Raw genomic sequence first — 19,347 nt, 5'->3', positions numbered from 1 at the left:
GGCGTGATCGGGTTGTTCGCCGCCGGCGAGCGCGGGCGGCGGGCCGCCGCCGAACTCGCGGGATTCCTGGGACCGGACGCCGTGGTGCCGGACGGTCCCGTCGGCCCGGCCCTGCGCCGCCTGTGGCCGCGCCTGGGCGCGGCGGTGTTCTTCCTCGGCGCCGACGCCGCCGTCCGCCTCGTCGCGCCGCTGCTGCGCGACGAGCGCTCCGACCCCGGCGTCGTGTGCGTGGACAGCGGCTTCGCGGTCGCCCTGCTCGGCGACGTCGGCGCGCTCGCCGGCCGCATCGGCGAACTCCTCGACACCACCGCGGTCGTCACGTCCGCCTCGGTGGCCTCGCCCCTGGACGAACTGGTCGAACTGCTCGACCTGACCGTCGACGGCGACCTGGCCGCCTGCGGCGCGGCCGTCCGCGACGGCGAACCGGTGCACCTGGCCAACCCGTTGGGCTTCCCGCTGCCCGCGCTGCCGGACAACGTCGTGACCGGCGGGCACGGCACCGGCTGGACCGTGCTGCTGGACGACCGCGTGCCCGCCGGCCCGCGACCGGACCACCTCCTGCGCCTCGTGCCCCGGACCCTCGTCGTCGGCGTCGGCTCCGGCACCGGGGTGTCCGCGTCGGCGGTGTCGGCGGCGCTCGCGGAACTGGAGGTGCGCGGGCTGGACCTGCGCGCGATCCGGGCGTTCGCCACGCTGGACCGCAAGGTCGCCGAGCAGGGCATCGCGGACGCCCTGGAGGACTGGGGTTTCTGGCACGACTCCACGACCGCGCCGCTGCTGGCCTACTCCGGCGAGGAGCTGGCCGTCATCCCGGTGCCCAACCCGGCGGAGCTGGCGATCGGCATACCCAGCGTGGCCGAGGCGGCGGCGCTGCGCGGCGCGATGGAGCTGTCCGGCGGCGGCCGGGTCGAGATGGCCGTGGAGAAGGTCAAGGGCGCGACGGTGACCGTGGCGGCGGCCCGCGTCCTGCCGCGCGGACGCCTGGCGCTGGTCGGCCTCGGCCCGGGCGCCGCCGACGAGCGGACACCGCGCGCGGAGGCCGAACTCCGCCGCGCGTCGGTCGTGGTCGGCCCCGACGAGTGCGTGGAGCGGGTGCGGCACCTGCTGCGGCCGGGGACCGCGGTGCGGGCCGACGGCGCGGTGGAACTGGCCGAAGCGGGCGCGGCGGTGGCGTACGTGGGTCCCGACGCGGGGCCGACGGTGACCGGTCCGGTGCGGGCGGAACTCGTGCGGGTCAACGGAGTCGCCGGCACCTGAACCGGCGTGCTCGTGTCGCGCGCTCGACTTGCGCGGCCCGGCTCGCGCGCTCGTCTTGCGCCAGTCCGGCTTGCGCGGTGGACTTGCCCGGCCCGGCTCGCGCGCTCGACTCGCGCGGTCCGGCCTGCGCGGTCCGGTTGCGCGCTCGGCCTGCGCGGCGCACCTGCGTGGCCCGAGGCATTCCCGCAACGTTCCGCCGCCGCGCCGGGCGCAGGGCCGCACTTCGTTGTGCCACCGGCCCGATCCGGCTTCGGGACCGAAGGTCCGTCAACGGTCAACGACCCCCGAGTGCTTGTCGCACCAGGGGGTCTTGGTCCTAGCTGGAACGACGCCGCCTCCGTCACTGCCCGGAAGGAACGAGCGCACCGATGGCGAAAACCCTGCGTCGCCTCATCACCGCTCTGACCGCGGCCGTCGCCGCGGTCGGGCTGTTCACCGTCGCGCCCGCCAACGCCGCGACCGACGACGTGTCACCGCTCGTCGTCGGCGGTTCCCGCGCGCGGATCGCCGACCACCCGTGGACCGTCTACCTGGCCTCGTCCAGCGGCGGCCAGTTCTGCGGCGGCACTTTGGTGTCGGCCGACAAGGTCGTCACCGCCGCCCACTGCACGCGCGGCCGGACGCCGGCGTCCACCCGCGTCGTCTGGGGCCGCGAGGACAAGCAGAGCAGCGCGGGCGTCGTCGCCTCCGTCACCCGCATCTGGACCCACCCGAGCTACCGGTCCGCGACCGCCGGCTACGACGTGTCGGTCCTGACGCTGGACCGCGACCTCGCCTCGCCCTACCTGCCGCTGGCCACCCCGGCCGACACCGCCCTCTACACCGCGGGCACCAACGCCACCGTCCTCGGCTGGGGCGCCACGTCGTCCGGCGGCTCCGCGTCCCGCTACCTGCTCAAGGCGACCGTGCCCGTCATCGCCGACACCGGCTGCAAGCGGTCCTACCCGCAGTACAACAGCACGGCGATGGTGTGCGCCGGCTACCCGCAGGGCGGCACGGACACCTGCCAGGGCGACTCCGGCGGCCCGATGGTCGTCAACGGCAAGCTGATCGGCGCGACCTCGTGGGGCAAGGGCTGCGCCTCGGCCGGCTACCCCGGCGTGTACGCGCGGATCGCGTCCTACCACGCCGAACTGGCCCAGCAGATCGCCTCCTGACCCGCGCACCGCGCCCCGCGCCCGGCGGACCAACCGGGCGCGGGGCGCGGTCGTCCGCCACCGGGTGCCGGGCGCCTTCGGGAACCCGGCGTTCCGATCCGACACCGCGATCCGGCGTTCCCGCCCACCGCACGCCGCCCACCTCGCCGGCACCCCCGGCGTCTCCGTCCACTTCGTCGCCCCGCAGCCGGTGGTGATGTGAAGCACCCCGGTTGGACAGGGCATGTCTGATGTGGATGCTTCTACCCATGCACGGTGAACAGCACTACCTTGTGGGCCTCGACCTGGCCGGCCGGCGGGTCGTCGTCGTGGGCGGCGGCACGGTCGCCCAGCGGCGGCTGCCGCGCCTGGTGGCCTCCGGCGCCCTCGTGGAGGTCGTCTCGCCCGAGGTGACACCGGCGGTCCAGGGGATCGTCGACGCGGGCGGCGCGGTGTGGCACGCCCGCCGGTACGCCGAAGGCGACCTCGACGACGCCTGGTACGTGCTGGCCTGCACGTCCGACCCCGAGGTCAACGCCCGCGTCACCGCCGACGCGACCGCCCGGCGCGTGTTCTGCGTCCGCGCCGACGTGGCGGTGCGCGGCACGGCCGTCACGCCCGCCGTGGGCGAGCACGACGGCCTCCTGCTCGGCGTCCTCGCCGGCGGGCAGCACAAGCGGTCGGCGGCGGTGCGCGACGGGCTGCTCGCCGCGCTGCGCGACGGCTCCCTCGGCGACCAGCACGACCAGCCCGCCGGTGTGGCGCTGGTCGGCGGCGGACCCGGCGACCCCGACCTGATCACCGTGCGCGGGCGGCGGCTGCTGGCCCGCGCCGACGTGGTGGTGGCCGACCGGCTCGCGCCGCAGGAGCTGCTGGACGAACTGCCGCCGCACGTCGAGGTCGTCGACGCGGCCAAGATCCCCTACGGGCGGGCCGCCACCCAGGACTTCATCAACACCACCCTCGTGGACAACGCCAAGGCGGGCCGGTTCGTGGTGCGGCTCAAGGGCGGCGACCCGTACGTGTTCGGGCGCGGCTTCGAGGAGCTGATCGCCTGCGCCGAAGCCGGTGTGCCGGTCACCGTCGTGCCCGGTGTCACCAGCGCGTTCGGCGTGCCCGCGCTCGCCGACGTGCCCGTGACGCACCGGGGCGTCGCGCACGAGGTGGTCGTCGTGTCCGGCCACGTCGCGCCGGACGACCCCCGCAGCCTCGTGGACTGGTCCGCGCTGGCCCGCCTGCGCGGCACCGTCGTGATCCTGATGGGCGTCGAGCGGGCGGACGCGTTCGCCGCCGCCCTGCTGGCCGGGCGGCCCGGCGACACCCCGGTGTCGGTGATCCAGGAGGGCAGCACCCGCGCGCAGCGGGTCGTCCGGTCCACTTTGGACGCGCTGGCGGCGGACGTCGTGGCGCACGGCGTCCGCCCGCCCGCGATCATCGTCGTGGGACCGGTCGCCGGACTGGCGGCGGAACTGCCCGTCCGGCCCTGAGCGCCCACCCGACCCCGACGGCGACGGCGGCGACCAGGCAGGCGAACGCGGCCAGCGTCGGCGGGCTCGGCTCGACCAGCGGCTCGCCGCGCAGCGCCTGCCAGGTCAGCAGCGCCAGCAGCCCGGCGTAACCGGCGGCGGCGGTGAGCACCAGCCGCAGCCGGGCGCGCTCGTGCAGCGCCACCAGGGTCAGGCCCAGCGCGAGCAGGATCATCACCTGGAGGCCGTGCATCCCGACGAAGTGCGGGATGCGCAGGTCGCCGCCCGTGGTGCTCCACGCCGTCACGGGCAGGCCGTCACCGCCGTCGGGCACGCCGACGCTGTGCCCGCCGCGCAGCTTCACCGCGCGCCCCGCCGCGTCCAGCGTCTCCACCCGCTTGTCGAGCTGGGCGGTCATCAGGTAGCCGAGGCCCATGCCGACGACCGCCAGGTACAGACCCGTGCGCACCGCCCACATGGTCGGCCGGTCCGCGCGGGTCGCGGCGTCCCGCAGACCGGCCAGGGCACCGCGCGGACCACCCGCCGCGCCGCGGTCGCCCGCCACCGCGCCGCGCTCCCCGCCGGCGAACCGCTGCACCGACAGCACCACGGCCAGCACGACGTTCGCCAGGAACATCAACGGGATGGTGTACTTGAACATCTGCTGCACGGTCTGGTTCCAGATGTCGCCACTGGTGTTGTAGTGGCTGAACGTGCCGCGCGCCGCCTGCAGCGCGATCAGCCCGACATCGGCGAACATGATCGCCGCGATCAACGTCGTGAGACCGGACGTCCACCGCTTCCCCTTGTGCGGCAAGGACACCATCCACGACAGCGTCGCCGAGTAGATCATCAGCGACACCGCGAACTTGAACGGCTTGAGCCACAGCGGCGCGCCCTGCAACTCGCGCCCGTCGAACAGCAGCCCACCGAGGCTGACCAGGGTCAGCACGGCCATCGCGCCGGTGAGCCACAGGGTCGGCCGGTGCCAGGTCTTCGTCATGCGGTAGAGCGTGGCCGTCCCGGCGCTCGTGATCACTGGGGTCGGCCGGTCGTTCGGAGGTGGGGTTCACCCCCGGCCGGAGGGGCGGCCGCGCTGCCGACCCGACCGCGACCACCGCGCGGGGCCGCCATCACTCAGGCCCGCCACCGCTCGATCTCGGCACAGCCCCGACCCGACCCCGCCCGGACCCGGCACCCGCTGCGCCCCGACATCCGCTGCGCCCCCGACACCGCTCGACCCTGGTCCTGCTCGGGCCCGACCCCGCCCGGACGCCCGAAACGCCGAAGCCGGCCCCCGGTCGACCGACCGGGAACCGGCTTCCGCGCGGAACGCGCCCACGGGACCCGCCCGCGGAACGCGCCCACAAGACGCGCTCAGCGGGACGTGCCCGCGAGCTGTGACTAGTGCTGCGACACCCGGCGCGGACGGCCGCCGCGCTCCCGGTCGGACGACCGCCCACCGCGGAAACCACCGCCGTGACCGCCACCGTGACCGCCGCCGGTCCGGCGCGGGCCACCGCGCCGGACCCGGACCGGGACCTCGGGCTCGGTCACCGGGACGCCGCTGGGCACGCGCGCACCCGTGATGCGGACCAGGTCCTCGTCGCCGGGGCGGACCTTGGTCGACGCCGGCCGGATGCCCGCCCGCGCCGTCAGGCCCTGCACCGCGCGCCGCTGGTCGTGCGTCACCAGCGTCACGACCGTGCCGGACTGGCCTGCCCGCGCGGTGCGCCCCGCCCGGTGCAGGTAGTCCTTCGGGTCGGCGGGCGGGTCGACGTGCACGACGAGGCTCACGTCGTCCACGTGGATGCCGCGCGCCGCCACGTCGGTCGCGATCAGCACGGGCGTGGTGCCCTCGCGGAACTGGCCGAGCACGCGGGTCCGGGCGCTCTGCGCCTTGCCGCCGTGCAGCGCGCCCGCGTGGACGCCCACCGACCGCAGCTTCTTCGCCAGCCGGTCCACGTGGTGCTTGGTGCGCACGAACATGATCGTGCGGCCCTCGCGGGCGGCGACCTCGGTCACCACGGACTGCTTGTCCTCGGCGGACACGAACAGCAGGTGGTGCTCCATCGTCGTCACGCTGCCGGTGGGCGGCGCGACCGAGTGGACCACCGGGTCGTGCAGGTACTGGCGGACCAGCTTGTCGACGTCGCCGTCGAGCGTCGCCGAGAACAGCAGCCGCTGGCCGTTCTGCGGGGTCAGGTCGAGGATCGCGCGGACCTGCGGCATGAAGCCCATGTCGGCCATCTGGTCGGCCTCGTCCAGCGCGGTGAACATCACCTCGGACAGGTCGGCCGTGCCCTGCCGCACGTGGTCGGACAACCGGCCAGGCGTGGCGATGAGCAGGTCGACGCCGCGGCGCAGCGCGTCGATCTGGCGCGGGAACGAGGTGCCGCCGACGACCGTCCGGCACCACAGGCCCAGGGCCCGCGCGAACGGCGACAACGCCTCCTCGACCTGCATGGCCAGCTCCCGCGTCGGCACCAGGACCAGCGCGCGCGGCATCAGCGGCTTGGCGCGGCCGCCCGCGAGGCGGGACAGCAGCGCGAGGCCGAACGCGAGGGTCTTGCCGGAACCGGTCTGGCCCCGGCCGAGCAGGTCGCGGCCCGCCAGCGCGTCGGGCAGGGTCGCGGCCTGGATGGGGAACGGCTCGGTGATGCCGCCCTGCTCCAGGGCGCGCACCAGCTCGTCGGCCAGGCCGAGCTCGGCGAAGGAGGGCAGCGGGCCCTCGGGCAGGGTGCTCTCGACGTGATCCGGCACCGTCGTCTCCAGCACCGGCTGGGCACGGCGGTTGTTGCCCTGGCCTGGACGCCTCGTCCGCGGCTTGCGGAACTGCGGGCGCTCGGTACGGCCTTGGGACATGGATGGCAAAACAAACCTCCGGGACAAGGCACGTCTCGGGGATTGCTTCTGCCTTGACGCAGGCGCGAATCGCAAGGACGGGCCCGGCGCTGTCGTGCGCCGATAGTGGTTGGGAGCACCGCCGACCTGCTGGGTCTGGGGCCGCGAACGGTTGTTGCGCCGCCGGGCGATGCACCACTCAGTCTAGCCGATCAACGGCCCCACTTGCGAATTCCCGCGGTGTTCTCCCGCACACGGGTGGCGAAGCGGGCGAGCGCGTGCGCCGCGCCGACCCGGACCTCGCCCGCGACCTGCTGTTCGGACCGCTCGTCCACCACTGGCCGGCGACCGACCGGCGGAGGCCGGCCGCCACCGCGTCCGACCTGGTGAGGCCCGTGCTCAGCGCGGACCCACGCGACCGGCCCGAGCGCGCCCCGGCGTGACCGGTCCCGGCGGTCGGTCCCCTGCCCCGACCCGCCGAGACCGGCCACCCGACCGCTCGGGTCAGCGCAGCCCCGCGTGATCCAGCAGCAGGTCGGTCAGCTCGCGCGGATCACCCACGTCCGGCGGCAGGCCGCGCGAGGCGAACCAGCCCGCGACGTTGCGCACGTCCCGCTCCAGGAACTCCGCGCCACGCGGGTTCGCCACCACGTCCACCACCTGCGGCAGGTCGATCACGACCAGCCGGCCGTCGTGCACCATCAGGTTGAACGCCGACAGGTCGCCGTGCGCCATCCCCGCCGAGGCGAGCACGCCCAGCGCGTCCACGAGCTGCCGCCACAGGTCCAGCAGCTCGTCCGGCTCCGGCCGCAGCTGCGCCAACCGGGGCGCCGCCGCACCGTCCACGCCGACGAACTCCAGCAGCAACTCCGTCCCCGCCCGCTGCACCGGGTAGGGCACCGGCGCGCCCAACTGCCACAGCCGCGCCAGCGCGGAGAACTCCGCCACCGCCCACTGCTCGGCGATCAGGTTGCGGCCGAACGACGTGCGGTTCTCGATCGCCCGCATCTCCCGCGACCGCTTCATCCGGCGGCCCTCCAGGTAGCCGGCGTCGCGGTGGAACATCCGGTGGTCGTTGCTGCGGTACCGCTTGGCCGCCAGCAGGCACGACCGGTCCGTGCCGGGCAGCCCGCGCTCCAGCAGGAAGACGTCCGCCTCCTTGCCGGTCTTGAGGATGCCGAGCTCGCGGTCCACCGCGGACAGCTCGGTGACGAGCCACTCGGGCCGCGGCTCCGGTCCCTGGTCGGCGTCGCCCCAGGTGGACCAGCGGTCCGCGCCGTCGGGGACGTCCGCGACCTGCGCGTCCTCCCGCAGCTGGGCGAGGCGGTCGCGGGCCTCCTCGGTGAGCCGGCCCCGGCGGTTCGGGGCGGGCTCGTCGTCGCCGCGCCGGGAGCGCCGCTTGGCGCGCCAGCCCAGGTCGTCGGCGTGGTCGAAGTCGTCGTAACCGAAGTCGGCGTAGCCGAAGTCGTCGTAGTCGGCGGACGGGTGGTCGGAAGAGGTGTCGAACTCGCCGGACTCGTCGTCGAAGTCCGCGAAACGATCGTGCTCGCGCACTGGGTGGGCTCCAGGAGAAGAGGAGGAGGCCGCCCCACCGGCGCGTGTGGTCGGCGCGCTAGGCGGTCGGGGCGGGAGGACGGGTGGGTGCCACGTCCCGGACAGCTGTAGCCATGTGGGACACCTCCTCGTCTCCGCCGTGGAACCGGCGCTCGATCACGGTCGCGGACAGGCTGCCCGACACCCCGGCCGCGCGCAACCGATTTATCCGCCGGCGCGGACCAGCGGTCCCGACCGCGGACCGCCGGGTCGTCGAGGCGGCCCGCCGGGACCACGGGTCGAGGCGACCCGCCGGGACGGCGAACCGGAGCCCGGCACGTCAACGGCGGGAACGGCGGTCCACCCGGTAGCTCCTGCGGTGGCCCTGCCAGGCCGCCGCGAGTTCGCCCACCACCAGCGAGTCGTGCCGCAGGACCCGCTCGTCGTGCCACTGCGTGGCCAGCCGGGCGGAGGACAGCATCCGCCGGCGCGCGGTCGTGCTGAACGCGACCAGCGCCGCCAGCGCCTCCTCCACCTCGTCCGGGCACAGCGGCGCGGGTTCGGCGGGCGTGGGCAGGACCAGCGGCGCACGGGCGAACGTCGCCGTCGTGCGCAGGTCCTGGGCCAACTGGTGCTCGACGGACTCCGCGTTGGTGCGGAGCCTGCCCAGGCCGGACGCGGCCAGGCGGAACCCGAGCAGCCGCGCCGCGCACAGGCCGGCCCAGACGCGTTTCAGCGTCTCCGGCGCGTCCAGCTCGTCCGCTGCCAGGTCCTCGGTGATGCCGCGCAACGTGGCGGGGGTGACCGTGTCGTCTTCCGACGCGTCCCCCGTGGCGGCGCGAGGTGTGTCGGGGCTCACTGGCTCAGTCTGCCGGCACCGTCACGAGTCGTGACAGGCAACTGCGCTCGGTCACGCTTCCGGTGGCTCCACGGCCGCGTGGTCGTGCGCGAACGACCGGCGGTAGTCCTTGGGCGGCAGCCCGACCACGGCGTTGAAGTGGTGCCGCAGCAGGGCGGCCGTGCCGAAACCGCACAGCCGGGCGACGTCCTCCACGCTCAGCCGCGTCTCCTCCAGCAGCTGCCGCGCCCGCAGCACGCGTTGCGCGGTCAGCCAGCGGTGCGGTGTCGTGCCCGTCTCGGCCGCGAACCGCCGGGCGAAGGTCCGCTCGGACATCCGCGCGTGCTCGGCCAGGCTCGCGACGGTGTGCTCGGTGTCCAGTCGGTCGAGCATCCACGCGAGCGTCGGCTGGAGGCTGTCCGCCCGGACGCTGGTCGGCCGGATGAACTGCCGCTGCCCGCCGTCCCGCTGCGGCGCGACGACCATGCGCCGCGCGATGGTGGTCGCGACGGCCGCGCCGAGCTCCCGCCGCACGACGTGCAGGCACGCGTCGATGCCCGCCGCCGTGCCCGCGCCGGTGATGACGTCGCCGTCGTCCACGAACAACACGTCCGGGTCGACGCGGGCCGCCGGGAACCGCTCGGCCAGCTCGTCGGCGTACCGCCAGTGCGTGGTGCAGCGGCGGCCGTCCAGCCGGCCCGCCACGCCGAGCAGGAACGAGCCGCTGCACACCGACAGCAGCGTGCGGGCCCGGCGGATGGCGTCCACCAGCGCGGGCGGGTACCCGTCGTGGGTGGCGTAGGCGGGCACCGCGACCAGGTCGGCGGTGTGCAGCGCGTCCAGGTCGTGGTCCGGGACGAGGAACGCCCCGAGGCCCATGCGGACCGGCTCACCGGGGCGTTCGCCGCACAGCTTGAAGTCGAGCCGCGGCACGCCCTCGTCGGAGCGGTCGACGGCGAAGACCTCGAAGAGCACGCCGAACTCGAACGGCGTGACGCCGTCGATCACCGGCACGGCGACTGAGGTGAGCATGGCGGCAGCCTAACTGGCAGGATTTTGACGAACAACGACACGACTGCCAGTGGTGGCAGTATCTCGTCGGTCGCATAGTTACGGCCATGCTCGCATCGTTGGTCGTACTCGTCGTCCTGGGACTCGTCGTCCACGCCTTGGAACGCAACCACCGCCGCCACGCCCGACTCGGCTCCCCGCTCACGGGCAGTCACGATGTCGACGACCGCGATGTCGCCCGCACGGTCGCCGACCTGCGCGCTGCGACCACTCACGTCCCGGACCACCGTCTCCAGGTCGAGGGCGCGCGATCCCCTGGCGGGCTCGGCCCGGACGTCCACCTCGTGCGGTGCTCATCCGGCACGACAACGGCCTGATTCACCTTCATGGAAAAGTAACTTCACCATGAAGGTACTTTTCGAGAAACTTCCCGATGAATGCCACCTGTTGTGGTGGCCCCCTCGACACCGACCGCCCGCTCGGTCGGGCCACCCCGGCCGGGGTGCCCGGTCGGACCGCCGGGTCGGAGTGCCGGACGGCCCGTCGTCGGCCGCCCGGAGTGCCGAGCGGTCGGCCGCCGGTCGCCCGGAGTGCCGAGCCGGTGGATGTCGGTCGCCTGGGGCGCCGAGCGGTCGTCCGGGGTGCCGAGCGGTCGTCCGGGGTGCCGAGCGGTCGCCCGGAGTGCCGAGCGGTCGGACGTCGGAGCGACGAGCGGTCAGACGATCAAGTCGAGCGCCCGGTCCGCGGTCGGCTCCAGCCGGAGCCCGGCCGCGGCGGCGATCCGGACCAGGGACCGCACGGACTTCACCTCCGCGCGCGACTCCACGATCGCGCGGGCCAGCAGGCCCTTGTGCGCCTTGTTGAAGTGGCTGACCGCCTGACGCCGGCCGGCGGCGTCCTCGGTGACCACGCGCACCGTGATGGCGTGGGGGATCTTCGCCAGCGACGAGTACGGGGCCGACCGCAGGTCGATGAGGTCGACACCCGCCAGCACCGGCCCGAGCACCGGGCGCCAGAGGCCGCCCAGCGGACCCACCGACGGGAGCACGCTGCCGCCGGACAGCCGGTAGGCGGGGATCGGGTCACCGCCGCCGACCACGCCGAACAGGGCCGAGGCGACGGCGAGCCGGTGCGCGGCTCGTGAGCGCTCGGCCTTGGTGAGCGTCTTCAGGCCCAGGTTGTCGTAGAGGACGCCGGTGTAGCGGTCGAGCGCGGGCAGCGTGGGGGACGTGCGCAGTTCGGCGTTGCGGTGGACTTCCTGCTCCTGGCGTTCGGACAGGCCGAGGACGGCGAGGCTCGCGGGCACGTCGGCGGCCAGGTCGACCAGCGCGTCGACCAGCTTGGCGCGCACCGGGTCGAGCGGCTCGGGGAACGCGAGGCGTCCGAGGTCGAGCGGCGGGCCGTCGCCACCGACCGCTTTGGTCTCCGACGGGGGGAGCAGTACCAGCACGACCGGGGAGCCTAATGCGCCGTTCAGCGGCATCGGCCCGCCGGTGCGTGCGGTGCCGACCGCACGAGCGGCGGTGACCGGTTCCGCGGCGGTGCGCGGACGGGCCGCCGGTGTCGGCGAGGTGGCGGAGGCGGAGCGGAGGGCCGACCGCTGACCGGCCCTCCGCCGCCGACGCGCGGAGGGGAAGGTCAGCCCGCCTGGCCGATGCAGAACTGGTTGCCCTCCGGGTCGGCCAGCACGGTCCACGACAGGCCCGGCACGGTGTGCTCGGCCAGCTCCGTCGCGCCCAGGCCCACGAGCCGCGCGACCTCCGCCGCCCGGTCCGCCACGTGCGCGTCGAAGTGGACCCGGTTCTTCCCCGGCGTCACGTCGTCCACGCGCTGGAGTCCCAGGCGCAGGCCGCCCTCCCCGACGGGCGCGAGCATGACGAACTCGCCGTAGTCCTGGTCGACCTCGGTGCCCAGCGCCTTGGTCCAGAAGTCCGCGAGCTTGCGCGGGTCCGTCGTGTCGATGGTGATCATCCCGATGGTGAACGTCATGCCCGGAAGGTAGTCCCGACCACCGACACTCCGCCGCCGCCGCGACGTTGACCTGCGCCGACACCACCGGGCAGGACCGGACCGGCCGCCACCGCCACCCCGCTCGCCGCGTGCACGGTCCGTGCACGAAGACCCCGGCCCGACGCCGCGCCACCGCACCGCCACCGGTCGCCGGCACCGGCCGCCGTCGCCGCGCGGAACCCGTTGGAACTGGCCAGACCCCGTTCACTACCCTTTCTCGCACAACCCGCGCCACTAGGAGCACCCACCGTGATCACGAGGATGTCGTCGCTGTTCCTGCGCACGCTGCGCGAGGACCCGGCCGACGCCGAAGTACCCAGCCACAAGCTGCTGGTCCGCGCCGGCTACGTCCGCCGCGTCGCGCCGGGCGGGTACTCGTGGCTGCCGCTGGGGCTGCGGGTGCTGCGCAAGATCGAGCAGGTCGTGCGCGAGGAGATGGACGCGATCGGCGCGCAGGAGATCCAGTTCCCCGCGCTGCTGCCCAAGGAGCCCTACGAGGCCACCAACCGGTGGACGGAGTACGGCCCGAACGTCTTCCGCCTCAAGGACCGCAAGGGCGCCGACTACATGCTCGGCCCCACCCACGAGGAGCTGTTCACGCTCACCGTGAAGGGCGAGTACTCCTCGTACAAGGACTACCCGGTCACGCTCTACCAGATCCAGACGAAGTACCGCGACGAGGCGCGGCCCCGCGCGGGCATCCTGCGCGGGCGCGAGTTCGTCATGAAGGACTCCTACTCGTTCGACCTCGCCGACGAAGGGCTGGCGGAGTCCTACCAGCGGCACCGCGAGGCGTACATCCGCATCTTCGACCGGCTCGGCCTGGAGTACGTGATCGTGTCCGCCACGTCGGGCGCGATGGGCGGTTCGGCGTCGGAGGAGTTCCTGGCGGTCGCGCCCACCGGCGAGGACACCTTCGTGCGCAGCACGGAGTCGGACTACGCGGCGAACGTCGAGGCCGTGCGGACGGCGGCGCCCGCCGAGCAGGGCGTCGAGGACAAGCCCGCGGCGCAGGTGCACCACACGCCCGACACGCCGACCATCGAGTCCCTGGTCGACTTCCTCAACCGCGCGGGCCTCGGCCGCGAGTTCACCGCGGCGGACACGCTCAAGAACGTCCTCGTGAAGCTCACCGAGCCCGGCGCGGCGGAACCGACGCTGCTGGCGATCGGCGTGCCCGGCGACCGCGAGGTCGACTTCAAGCGCCTGGAGGCGGCCGTCGAGCCCGCCGAGGTGTCGATGCTGGACGAGGCCGACTTCGCGCGGCACCCGTTCCTGGTCAAGGGCTACATCGGGCCGGGGGCGCTCCAGGCGAACGGCGTGCGCTACCTGGTCGACCCGCGCGTGGTGCGCGGCACGGCCTGGGTCACCGGCGCGGACAAGGTCGACCACCACGTGGTGGACCTGGTGCAGGGCCGCGACTTCACGCCCGACGGCACGATCGACGTGGCGGAGGTCCGCGAGGGCGACCCGTCGCCCGACGGCAAGGGCGTCCTCGTCGCCGCGCGCGGCATCGAGATCGGCCACATCTTCCAGCTCGGCCGCAAGTACGCGGACGCGTTCGGCCTGGACGCCCTCGGGCCGGACGGCAAGCCCGTCCGCATCACGATGGGCTCGTACGGCATCGGCGTGTCCCGCCTGGTCGCGGTGATCGCGGAGCAGAGCCACGACGACCGCGGCCTCGTGTGGCCGCGCAACGTGGCTCCCGCGGACGTGCACGTCGTCGTGGCGGGCAAGGACGAGGCGCTGCTGGCGGGCGGTGAGCGGCTGGCGGGCGAGCTGTCGGCGGCGGGCCTGGACGTGCTGCTGGACGACCGCAAGGCCAGCCCCGGCGTGAAGTTCGCCGACGCGGAGCTGGTCGGGGTGCCCACGATCCTGGTGGTGGGCCGCGGCCTGGCCAACGGCCTGGTGGAGGTCAAGGACCGCCGCTCCGGCGAGCGCGTCGAGGTGCCGGTGGACGAGGCGGTGCGGCACCTGCTGGACCTCGTCCGCGGCTGAGACCAGCGCAGGGCGGGCAACCGGTCGCACGAAGACCCGTGCGAGGCGAGGACAACCGGTCGCACGAAGACCCGCGAGGGCAAGGGGGGAAGGGCCGCACGGCAGCCGCGCGGCCCTTCCCCCGGCATCGTCCGGCCGGGTCGCGCGCCGATCAGCGCCGCAGCACGGCCTTGACGACGGCGGCGGTGTCGGACAGGTCGTCCAGCACCACGTGCGCGCCGGCCGCGCGCAGTTCCGCCGCGGTGCTCCGCCCGGTGGCGACGCCGATCGCGACCGCGTCGTGGTGCAGCGCCGCGTCCACGTCGTGCGGCGTGTCGCCGATGACGACGGCCGTGAACTCCTTGTCGTGCTTGGCCGACGCCAGCCGCACGGCCTCCAGCACCAGCTCCGGCCGGTGCTCGGAGACCGAGCCGTAGCCGCCGATGTCGAAGTCCAGGTGCGCGTCGAGGCCGAACGCCGCGAGCTTGTACCTGGCGATCTCCACCAGGTTCCCGGTGACCAGCGACTGCACGACGTCCCGCTGCCGGGACAGCGCCTCCAGCGCCTCCAGCGCGCCGGGCAGCGCACGGCCCCGCTCGGGCAGCAGGGTGTGCTCCCGCGTCGCCACCTCGATCAGCTCCGCGTGCAGCCGGGCGATCAGCTCGTCGGTGGGTTCGAGGGCGTGCAGCGTCAGCAGCTCCTGCGTGATGGCGCGCTCGGTGCGGCCGGGGAAGCTCGGCGTGTGCACGAGTTCCAGCCCCGCCGCGGCGTGGAGCGCCGTGCGGTACCAGCTGTGGCCGAGGCCGCGCGCGTCGATCAGGGTCAGGTCGATGTCCCACAGCACCAACGTGTTCACGGCAGTCGCACGCTCTCCTCGGTTGGGTCGGTCGCTTCCCGCTCGGCCGCGCCGAACCGCGCCGCGATCCGGTCCACAGTGGACTCGCGCGGCGGGGGCGGCGCACGCCACCCGATCAGCCCGCCAGCGGCTTCACGGAGTCCACCATCGCCTGGAGGTCGGCCTCGGCGACCGGCTTGGGCGTGGCCGGGCCGCCTTCCAGGTCGCCGTTGGCCATGAACACGTGCAGGCCCGGATCGCCCTTGAGGACGAGGACCTTGACCATGCCCTTGGCGGCCAGGCAGTCGTTGCCCGCGGTGGTGACCGCGGCGTCCACCTGCACGCCCTCGATCTGCGCCTTGGCGCCGTTGGGCACCTTGACGGGCTTGGGCTCGCCGAGCTTGACGTCGAACGTCTTGCCGCCGCGGTAGTACTGGGTGCCGAGCTTCTGCGCGAAGTCCTTGGCCACCGCGGTCAGGTCGCCCTGTGGCACGACCACACCGCCGGTGCTGCCCCGGTTGTACCGCGCGCCACCGCACTCGTACACGCCGTAGATGGTGAGGCCGGTGAGCCGGACGCCGTCCATGCCCTCGACGTCCGCCGCGCCGGGGTTGGGCGACCAGCCCTTGGGCACGTCGTAGCTGTAGGACAGGTTCTCCACGGGCAGGCAGTTCCAGTCGGCCTTGCCCGGCTTGCAGGACGGGCCGCCCGCCTTCGTGGTGGTCGTGGGCTTCGCGGCGCTGGTCGTGGTGCTCGGGTCCGGCGCGCCGCTGTCGGCGGCGGGCCGCGCGTCGTCGGGGCGGGTGACGAAGAACGCGGTCAGGCCCCCGCCGACGAGCAGCAGGACGACGAGGCCGACGGCCGGCCAGATCCGGCCGGCGCGCTTCGGGGGCGGTGGCTCGTCGCCGCCGGAGAACACGCCGAGGCCGCCGTACCCGCCGCCGTACCCGGCCTGGTCGCCGTAACCGGGCGTGCCGTACCCGGTCTGGTCGCCGTAACCGGGGGCGCCGTGCCCGGCCTGGTCACCGTAACCGGGCTGAGTGCCCCACCCCGGCTGGTCGCCGTGGCCGGACGGCGTGCCGTAGCCGTAGCCCGGTTGCGGGCCGTACTCCGGCTGCGGGCCGTACTCCGGTTGCCCGTATCCGGGCTGCTGCGGGCCGTAGCCCCGAGGTCCCTGCGGGGGGTGGCCCTGGTTGTGCGGCCCCCGGTCGCCCTGGCCGGGCCGGCCGCCCCAACCGCTCTGCCCGTCACCTGGGTATGTCACGGCCAAACCGTACCCCGCCGGTTCCGCTCGACGGGCCGCGCCGAGGAATTCGACCGGGCCCGACGGCCGCACCGCCCGCTAGCCCGCCAGGAAGCTCAACCGGACCTTGCGGACGGGGTTGTCGACGTTGGTGTCGACCAGGCACACCGACTGCCAGGTGCCCAGCGCGAGCACACCGCCCAGCACCGGGATCGTCGCGTACGGCGGCAGCAGCGCGGGCAGCACGTGGTCGCGGCCGTGGCCCGGCGACCCGTGCCGGTGCCGCCAGCGGTCGTCGCGCGGCAGCAGGTCGCCCAGGGCGGCCAGCAGGTCCTCGTCGCTGCCCGCGCCGGTCTCCAGCACCGCGAGGCCGGCCGTGGCGTGCGGCACCCAGACGTGCAGCAGGCCGTCGCCGTCGACGCCCTCCAGGAACCGCTCGCACGCGCGGGTCAGGTCGCGCACGACCTCGTCCGAGCCGGTGTGCACCTCGATCTCTTCACTGCGCATGGACCATCAGCTTAGGTGGCCCGCGTCGTACCGGCCGGAAACCGGCTGCCCTCGTCGGGGGCGGTCGGGCAGTATCCGGACCGTGTCGCACACCGCCATCGTCACCGGGGCGAACCAGGGCATCGGGGCCGCCACGGCCAAGGCGCTCGCCGCGCAGGGGGTCCGGGTGCTCCTGTCGTTCCTGCGCTACGCGCCCCCGCCGGACCCGAGCCTGCCCCCCGAGTACTTCACCAGCCGCGAGAGCGGCGCGGACGCCGTGGTCGAGGCGATCGCCGAGTCGGGCGGCCAGGCGCACGCCCTGGAGGTCGACCTGACCGACGTCGGCGCGCCCGCGCTGCTGTTCGACACCGCCGAACGGCTCTTCGGCCCGGTGGACGTGCTGGTCAACAACGCGTCCGGGTGGGTGCAGGACACGTTCCTGGCCGACCGGACCGACCACTTCGGCCGGGTGCAGCGGGCCGTCACGCCGCAGACGTTCGACGCGCAGTTCGCGGTGGACGCGCGGGCGGGCGCGCTGCTGATCGCCGAGTTCGCCCGCAGGCACCTGGCGCGCGGCGGCAACTGGGGCCGCATCGTCGGCCTCACCTCGGGCGGTCCGGGCGGGTTCCCCGGCGAGGTGTCCTACGGCGCGGCCAAGGCGGCGCTGGACAACTACACGCTCTCGGCGGCGGCGGAACTCGCGCCGCACGGCGTCACCGCGAACATGGTCAAGCCGGGGGTGACCGACACCGGCTGGGTCAACGACGCGGTGCGGGAGCGGTTCCCGGTGGCCCGGCCGGAGGAGGTCGCGTCGGTGATCGCGTTCCTGTGCTCGCCCGCCGCCGCCAGGGTGACGGGTAACGTCGTGGTGCTGCGCTGACACCTCTCGGACCCGTCATTACCGGCGGGTAACATGACGCGCATGAAGGCATCACGTCTGCGGTTGGGCATGAACCTGTGGCCGCCGTTCCTGTTCGCGGGCATCCGGGTCGTGGAGATCTCCGACGACTACCGGTACGCCAGGGTCCGGATGCGGCTGCGCTGGTACAACCGCAACTACGTGGGCACGCACTTCGGCGGCTCGCTGTTCGCGATGACCGACCCGTTCTGGATGCTGCTCGTGCTGCACCACCTCGGGCGCGACCACGTCGTCTGGGACCGGGCGGGCGAGATCGACTTCGTGCGGCCGGGCCGCGGCACCGTGCACGCCGAGTTCCGGCTCACCGACGAGCACCTCGCCGACCTGCGCGCCCAGGCCGCCGACGGGGGCAAGGCGCTCCGCTGGTTCCCCGTGGACGTGCTCGCCGAGGACGGGTCGGTGGTGGCCCGCGTCCGCAAGCAGGTCTACGCCCGCCGCAAGGCGACCACGCCGGACGAAAAGGCGTCGACGACCGCCACTGCCTGAGGATCGTCGGCAACTCGGTGGACCTGGCGGGTTTCGGACATGTCTGATGGGTCCATGCGCACTGCATTCGGATCATCGTTCGACGTGCCCCCCGGCTACCTCAACACGGCGAGCATCGGTGTCCCGCCCACGCCCGCCGCGACCGCCGTCGCGGAGGCCGTGCGGAGGTGGGCCGCCGGCCAGGACACCCCGACCACGGCCGACCCGGCGGTCACCACCGCCCGCGAGGCGTTCGGCAGGCTCGTGGGCGTGCCCACCGACCGGGTCGCCCTCGGCGCCTCGGTGTCCCAGCTCGTCGCGCAGGTCGCGGCCGGGCTGCCGGCGGACGCGCGGGTCCTCGTCGCCGGCGGCGAGTTCACCTCCCTCACGTTCCCCTTCGCGGCCCGCGGCCTGCGCGTCACCGAGGTCGAGCTGGACTCGCTCGTGTCGGCGGCGGCGGACCACGACTTCGTCGCCGTGAGCGTCGTGCAGTCCGCCGACGGGCGGATCGCCGACCTGGACGGGCTGCGGGAGACCGGCGTGCCGGTGCTGCTGGACGCCACGCAGGCCGTCGGGTGGCTGCCGCTGTCGCTGGAGTGGGCGGACTGGGTCGTCGCCGCCGGGTACAAGTGGCTGATGGCCCCGCGCGGGTCCGCGTGGCTCGCCTGCTCGCCCGCCGGCGTCGAGCGCGCCGTGCCCGTGTCGGCCAACTGGTGGGCCGGCGAGGACCCCTGGACCGCGGTGTACGGGCTGCCGCTGCGCCTCGCGTCCGACGCCCGCCGGTTCGACATCTCGCCGGTGTGGCTGGCGCACCACGGCGCGGCGGTGTCCCTGCCCTACCTGGCGTCGCTGGACCTGGCGGCGGTGCGCGACCACAACGTGGGGCTGGCCGACTCGCTGCTGGCCGGCCTGGGGCTGCCCGCGCGGGGGTCGGCCATCGTGTCGCTGGAGCTGCCGCCGGGGTCGGGGGAGAGGCTGGCTGCGGCCGGGGTGCGGTCGTCGGTGCGCGCCGGCCGGGTGCGCGTCGCGTTCCACCTCTACAACACGGCGGAGGACGTCGAGCGCGTGCTGGAAGCGCTCGCCTGACGGCGGTCCGTTACCGTGACGGGTTGTGTCGGTTCCTCCCGAAACACCCGAAGAGGTGACGCAGCGGTTACCCCGCGTCCCGGCCCCGCCCCCGGCGCAGCCGCCGGCGGGACCTCCGGTGTGGCCCCCGACGGGCTCGCCGACAGGACCGCGGACCGGTCCGCACGGGATGCCGCAGGCGGGTCCGCACGTCGCACAGGCAGGCCCGAACGGGGTCCCGCAGGCGGGTCCGCACGAGGTC

At 74.4% G+C, this 19,347-nt stretch carries 18 protein-coding genes; 7 read left to right on the top strand and 11 right to left on the bottom strand.

Annotation, left to right across the window (positions count from 1 at the left end; translation table 11 throughout):
• Positions 1-3: 3 nt before the first annotated feature.
• The 3 genes from C8E97_RS28360 to cobA all read left to right on the top strand — a co-directional run bounded on the left by C8E97_RS28360 (position 4) and on the right by cobA (position 3,880).
• Positions 4-1,257: a cobalamin biosynthesis protein gene (locus C8E97_RS28360; protein ID WP_121012606.1), complete on the top strand. Its 1,254-nt coding sequence runs from the start codon at positions 4-6 to the stop codon at positions 1,255-1,257.
• Positions 1,258-1,625: 368 nt separating this feature from the next.
• On the top strand, positions 1,626-2,414 hold the full coding sequence (locus C8E97_RS28355) for a S1 family peptidase (protein WP_121008452.1): 789 nt from the start codon (positions 1,626-1,628) through the stop codon (positions 2,412-2,414).
• A 248-nt stretch (positions 2,415-2,662) separates the two neighbouring features.
• Entirely contained in the window at positions 2,663-3,880 is a 1,218-nt protein-coding gene (cobA, locus tag C8E97_RS28350) for a uroporphyrinogen-III C-methyltransferase (RefSeq protein ID WP_121008451.1), read from the top strand.
• Here cobA and C8E97_RS28345 read toward each other — a convergent pair.
• From C8E97_RS28345 to C8E97_RS28310, 8 genes are all read right to left on the bottom strand, one after another.
• Positions 3,825-4,862 (bottom strand): hypothetical protein, encoded by a 1,038-nt coding sequence (locus C8E97_RS28345; RefSeq protein WP_121012603.1) that lies wholly within the window; start codon positions 4,860-4,862, stop codon positions 3,825-3,827. The two genes, cobA and C8E97_RS28345, sit on opposite strands and share 56 nt — an antisense overlap.
• Positions 4,863-5,263: 401 nt before the next feature.
• On the bottom strand, positions 5,264-6,724 hold the full coding sequence (locus C8E97_RS28340) for a DEAD/DEAH box helicase (RefSeq protein ID WP_246019237.1): 1,461 nt from the start codon (positions 6,722-6,724) through the stop codon (positions 5,264-5,266).
• A 483-nt stretch (positions 6,725-7,207) separates the two neighbouring features.
• Positions 7,208-8,119: a serine protein kinase RIO gene (locus C8E97_RS28335; protein ID WP_121012600.1), complete on the bottom strand. Its 912-nt coding sequence runs from the start codon at positions 8,117-8,119 to the stop codon at positions 7,208-7,210.
• 457 nt (positions 8,120-8,576) lie between these two features.
• Positions 8,577-9,095 (bottom strand): hypothetical protein, encoded by a 519-nt coding sequence (locus C8E97_RS28330; protein WP_121008449.1) that lies wholly within the window; start codon positions 9,093-9,095, stop codon positions 8,577-8,579.
• A gap of 51 nt (positions 9,096-9,146) precedes the next feature.
• Positions 9,147-10,106, bottom strand: coding sequence for a GlxA family transcriptional regulator (locus C8E97_RS28325; protein WP_121008448.1), 960 nt, complete (start codon positions 10,104-10,106; stop codon positions 9,147-9,149).
• The gene (locus tag C8E97_RS28320; RefSeq protein WP_121008447.1) at positions 10,079-10,426 is read right to left on the bottom strand and encodes a hypothetical protein; all 348 of its coding nucleotides are present in this window, start codon (positions 10,424-10,426) and stop codon (positions 10,079-10,081) included. The genes C8E97_RS28325 and C8E97_RS28320 overlap by 28 nt, the downstream gene beginning before the upstream one ends.
• A 374-nt stretch (positions 10,427-10,800) precedes the next feature.
• Positions 10,801-11,535, bottom strand: coding sequence for a peroxide stress protein YaaA (gene yaaA, locus C8E97_RS28315; RefSeq protein ID WP_121008446.1), 735 nt, complete (start codon positions 11,533-11,535; stop codon positions 10,801-10,803).
• A gap of 188 nt (positions 11,536-11,723) precedes the next feature.
• A complete protein-coding gene (locus tag C8E97_RS28310; protein WP_121008445.1) occupies positions 11,724-12,074 on the bottom strand; it encodes a VOC family protein in 351 nt (116 codons plus the stop codon).
• A gap of 270 nt (positions 12,075-12,344) precedes the next feature.
• Between C8E97_RS28310 and C8E97_RS28305 the strand changes: the two genes are divergently transcribed.
• Positions 12,345-14,093 carry a proline--tRNA ligase gene (locus C8E97_RS28305; RefSeq protein ID WP_121008444.1) on the top strand — a complete coding sequence of 583 codons (1,749 nt, stop codon included), beginning with the start codon at positions 12,345-12,347 and terminating at the stop codon, positions 14,091-14,093.
• A gap of 151 nt (positions 14,094-14,244) precedes the next feature.
• Here C8E97_RS28305 and C8E97_RS28300 read toward each other — a convergent pair whose 3' ends face one another.
• From C8E97_RS28300 to C8E97_RS28290, 3 genes are all read right to left on the bottom strand, one after another.
• Entirely contained in the window at positions 14,245-14,928 is a 684-nt protein-coding gene (locus C8E97_RS28300; RefSeq protein WP_121008443.1) for an HAD family hydrolase, read from the bottom strand.
• Between the two features lie 115 nt (positions 14,929-15,043).
• Positions 15,044-16,171: a DUF8017 domain-containing protein gene (locus tag C8E97_RS28295; RefSeq protein ID WP_147455260.1), complete on the bottom strand. Its 1,128-nt coding sequence runs from the start codon at positions 16,169-16,171 to the stop codon at positions 15,044-15,046.
• 78 nt (positions 16,172-16,249) lie between these two features.
• Entirely contained in the window at positions 16,250-16,657 is a 408-nt protein-coding gene (locus C8E97_RS28290) for a YjbQ family protein (protein WP_121008441.1), read from the bottom strand.
• A gap of 82 nt (positions 16,658-16,739) precedes the next feature.
• Between C8E97_RS28290 and C8E97_RS28285 the strand changes: the two genes are divergently transcribed.
• From C8E97_RS28285 to C8E97_RS28275, 3 genes are read left to right on the top strand one after another with little or no spacing between them, the layout of a single operon-like run.
• Positions 16,740-17,516, top strand: coding sequence for an SDR family NAD(P)-dependent oxidoreductase (locus C8E97_RS28285; RefSeq protein ID WP_121008440.1), 777 nt, complete (start codon positions 16,740-16,742; stop codon positions 17,514-17,516).
• Between the two features lie 42 nt (positions 17,517-17,558).
• Positions 17,559-18,041, top strand: coding sequence for a DUF4442 domain-containing protein (locus tag C8E97_RS28280; RefSeq protein WP_121008439.1), 483 nt, complete (start codon positions 17,559-17,561; stop codon positions 18,039-18,041).
• 54 nt (positions 18,042-18,095) lie between these two features.
• Positions 18,096-19,106, top strand: coding sequence for an aminotransferase class V-fold PLP-dependent enzyme (locus C8E97_RS28275; protein ID WP_121008438.1), 1,011 nt, complete (start codon positions 18,096-18,098; stop codon positions 19,104-19,106).
• Positions 19,107-19,347 lie beyond the last annotated feature (241 nt).

Source organism: Saccharothrix australiensis (assembly GCF_003634935.1).
Taxonomy (GTDB): domain Bacteria; phylum Actinomycetota; class Actinomycetes; order Mycobacteriales; family Pseudonocardiaceae; genus Actinosynnema; species Actinosynnema australiense.
This window is presented reverse-complemented; position numbering and strand designations above follow the sequence as displayed.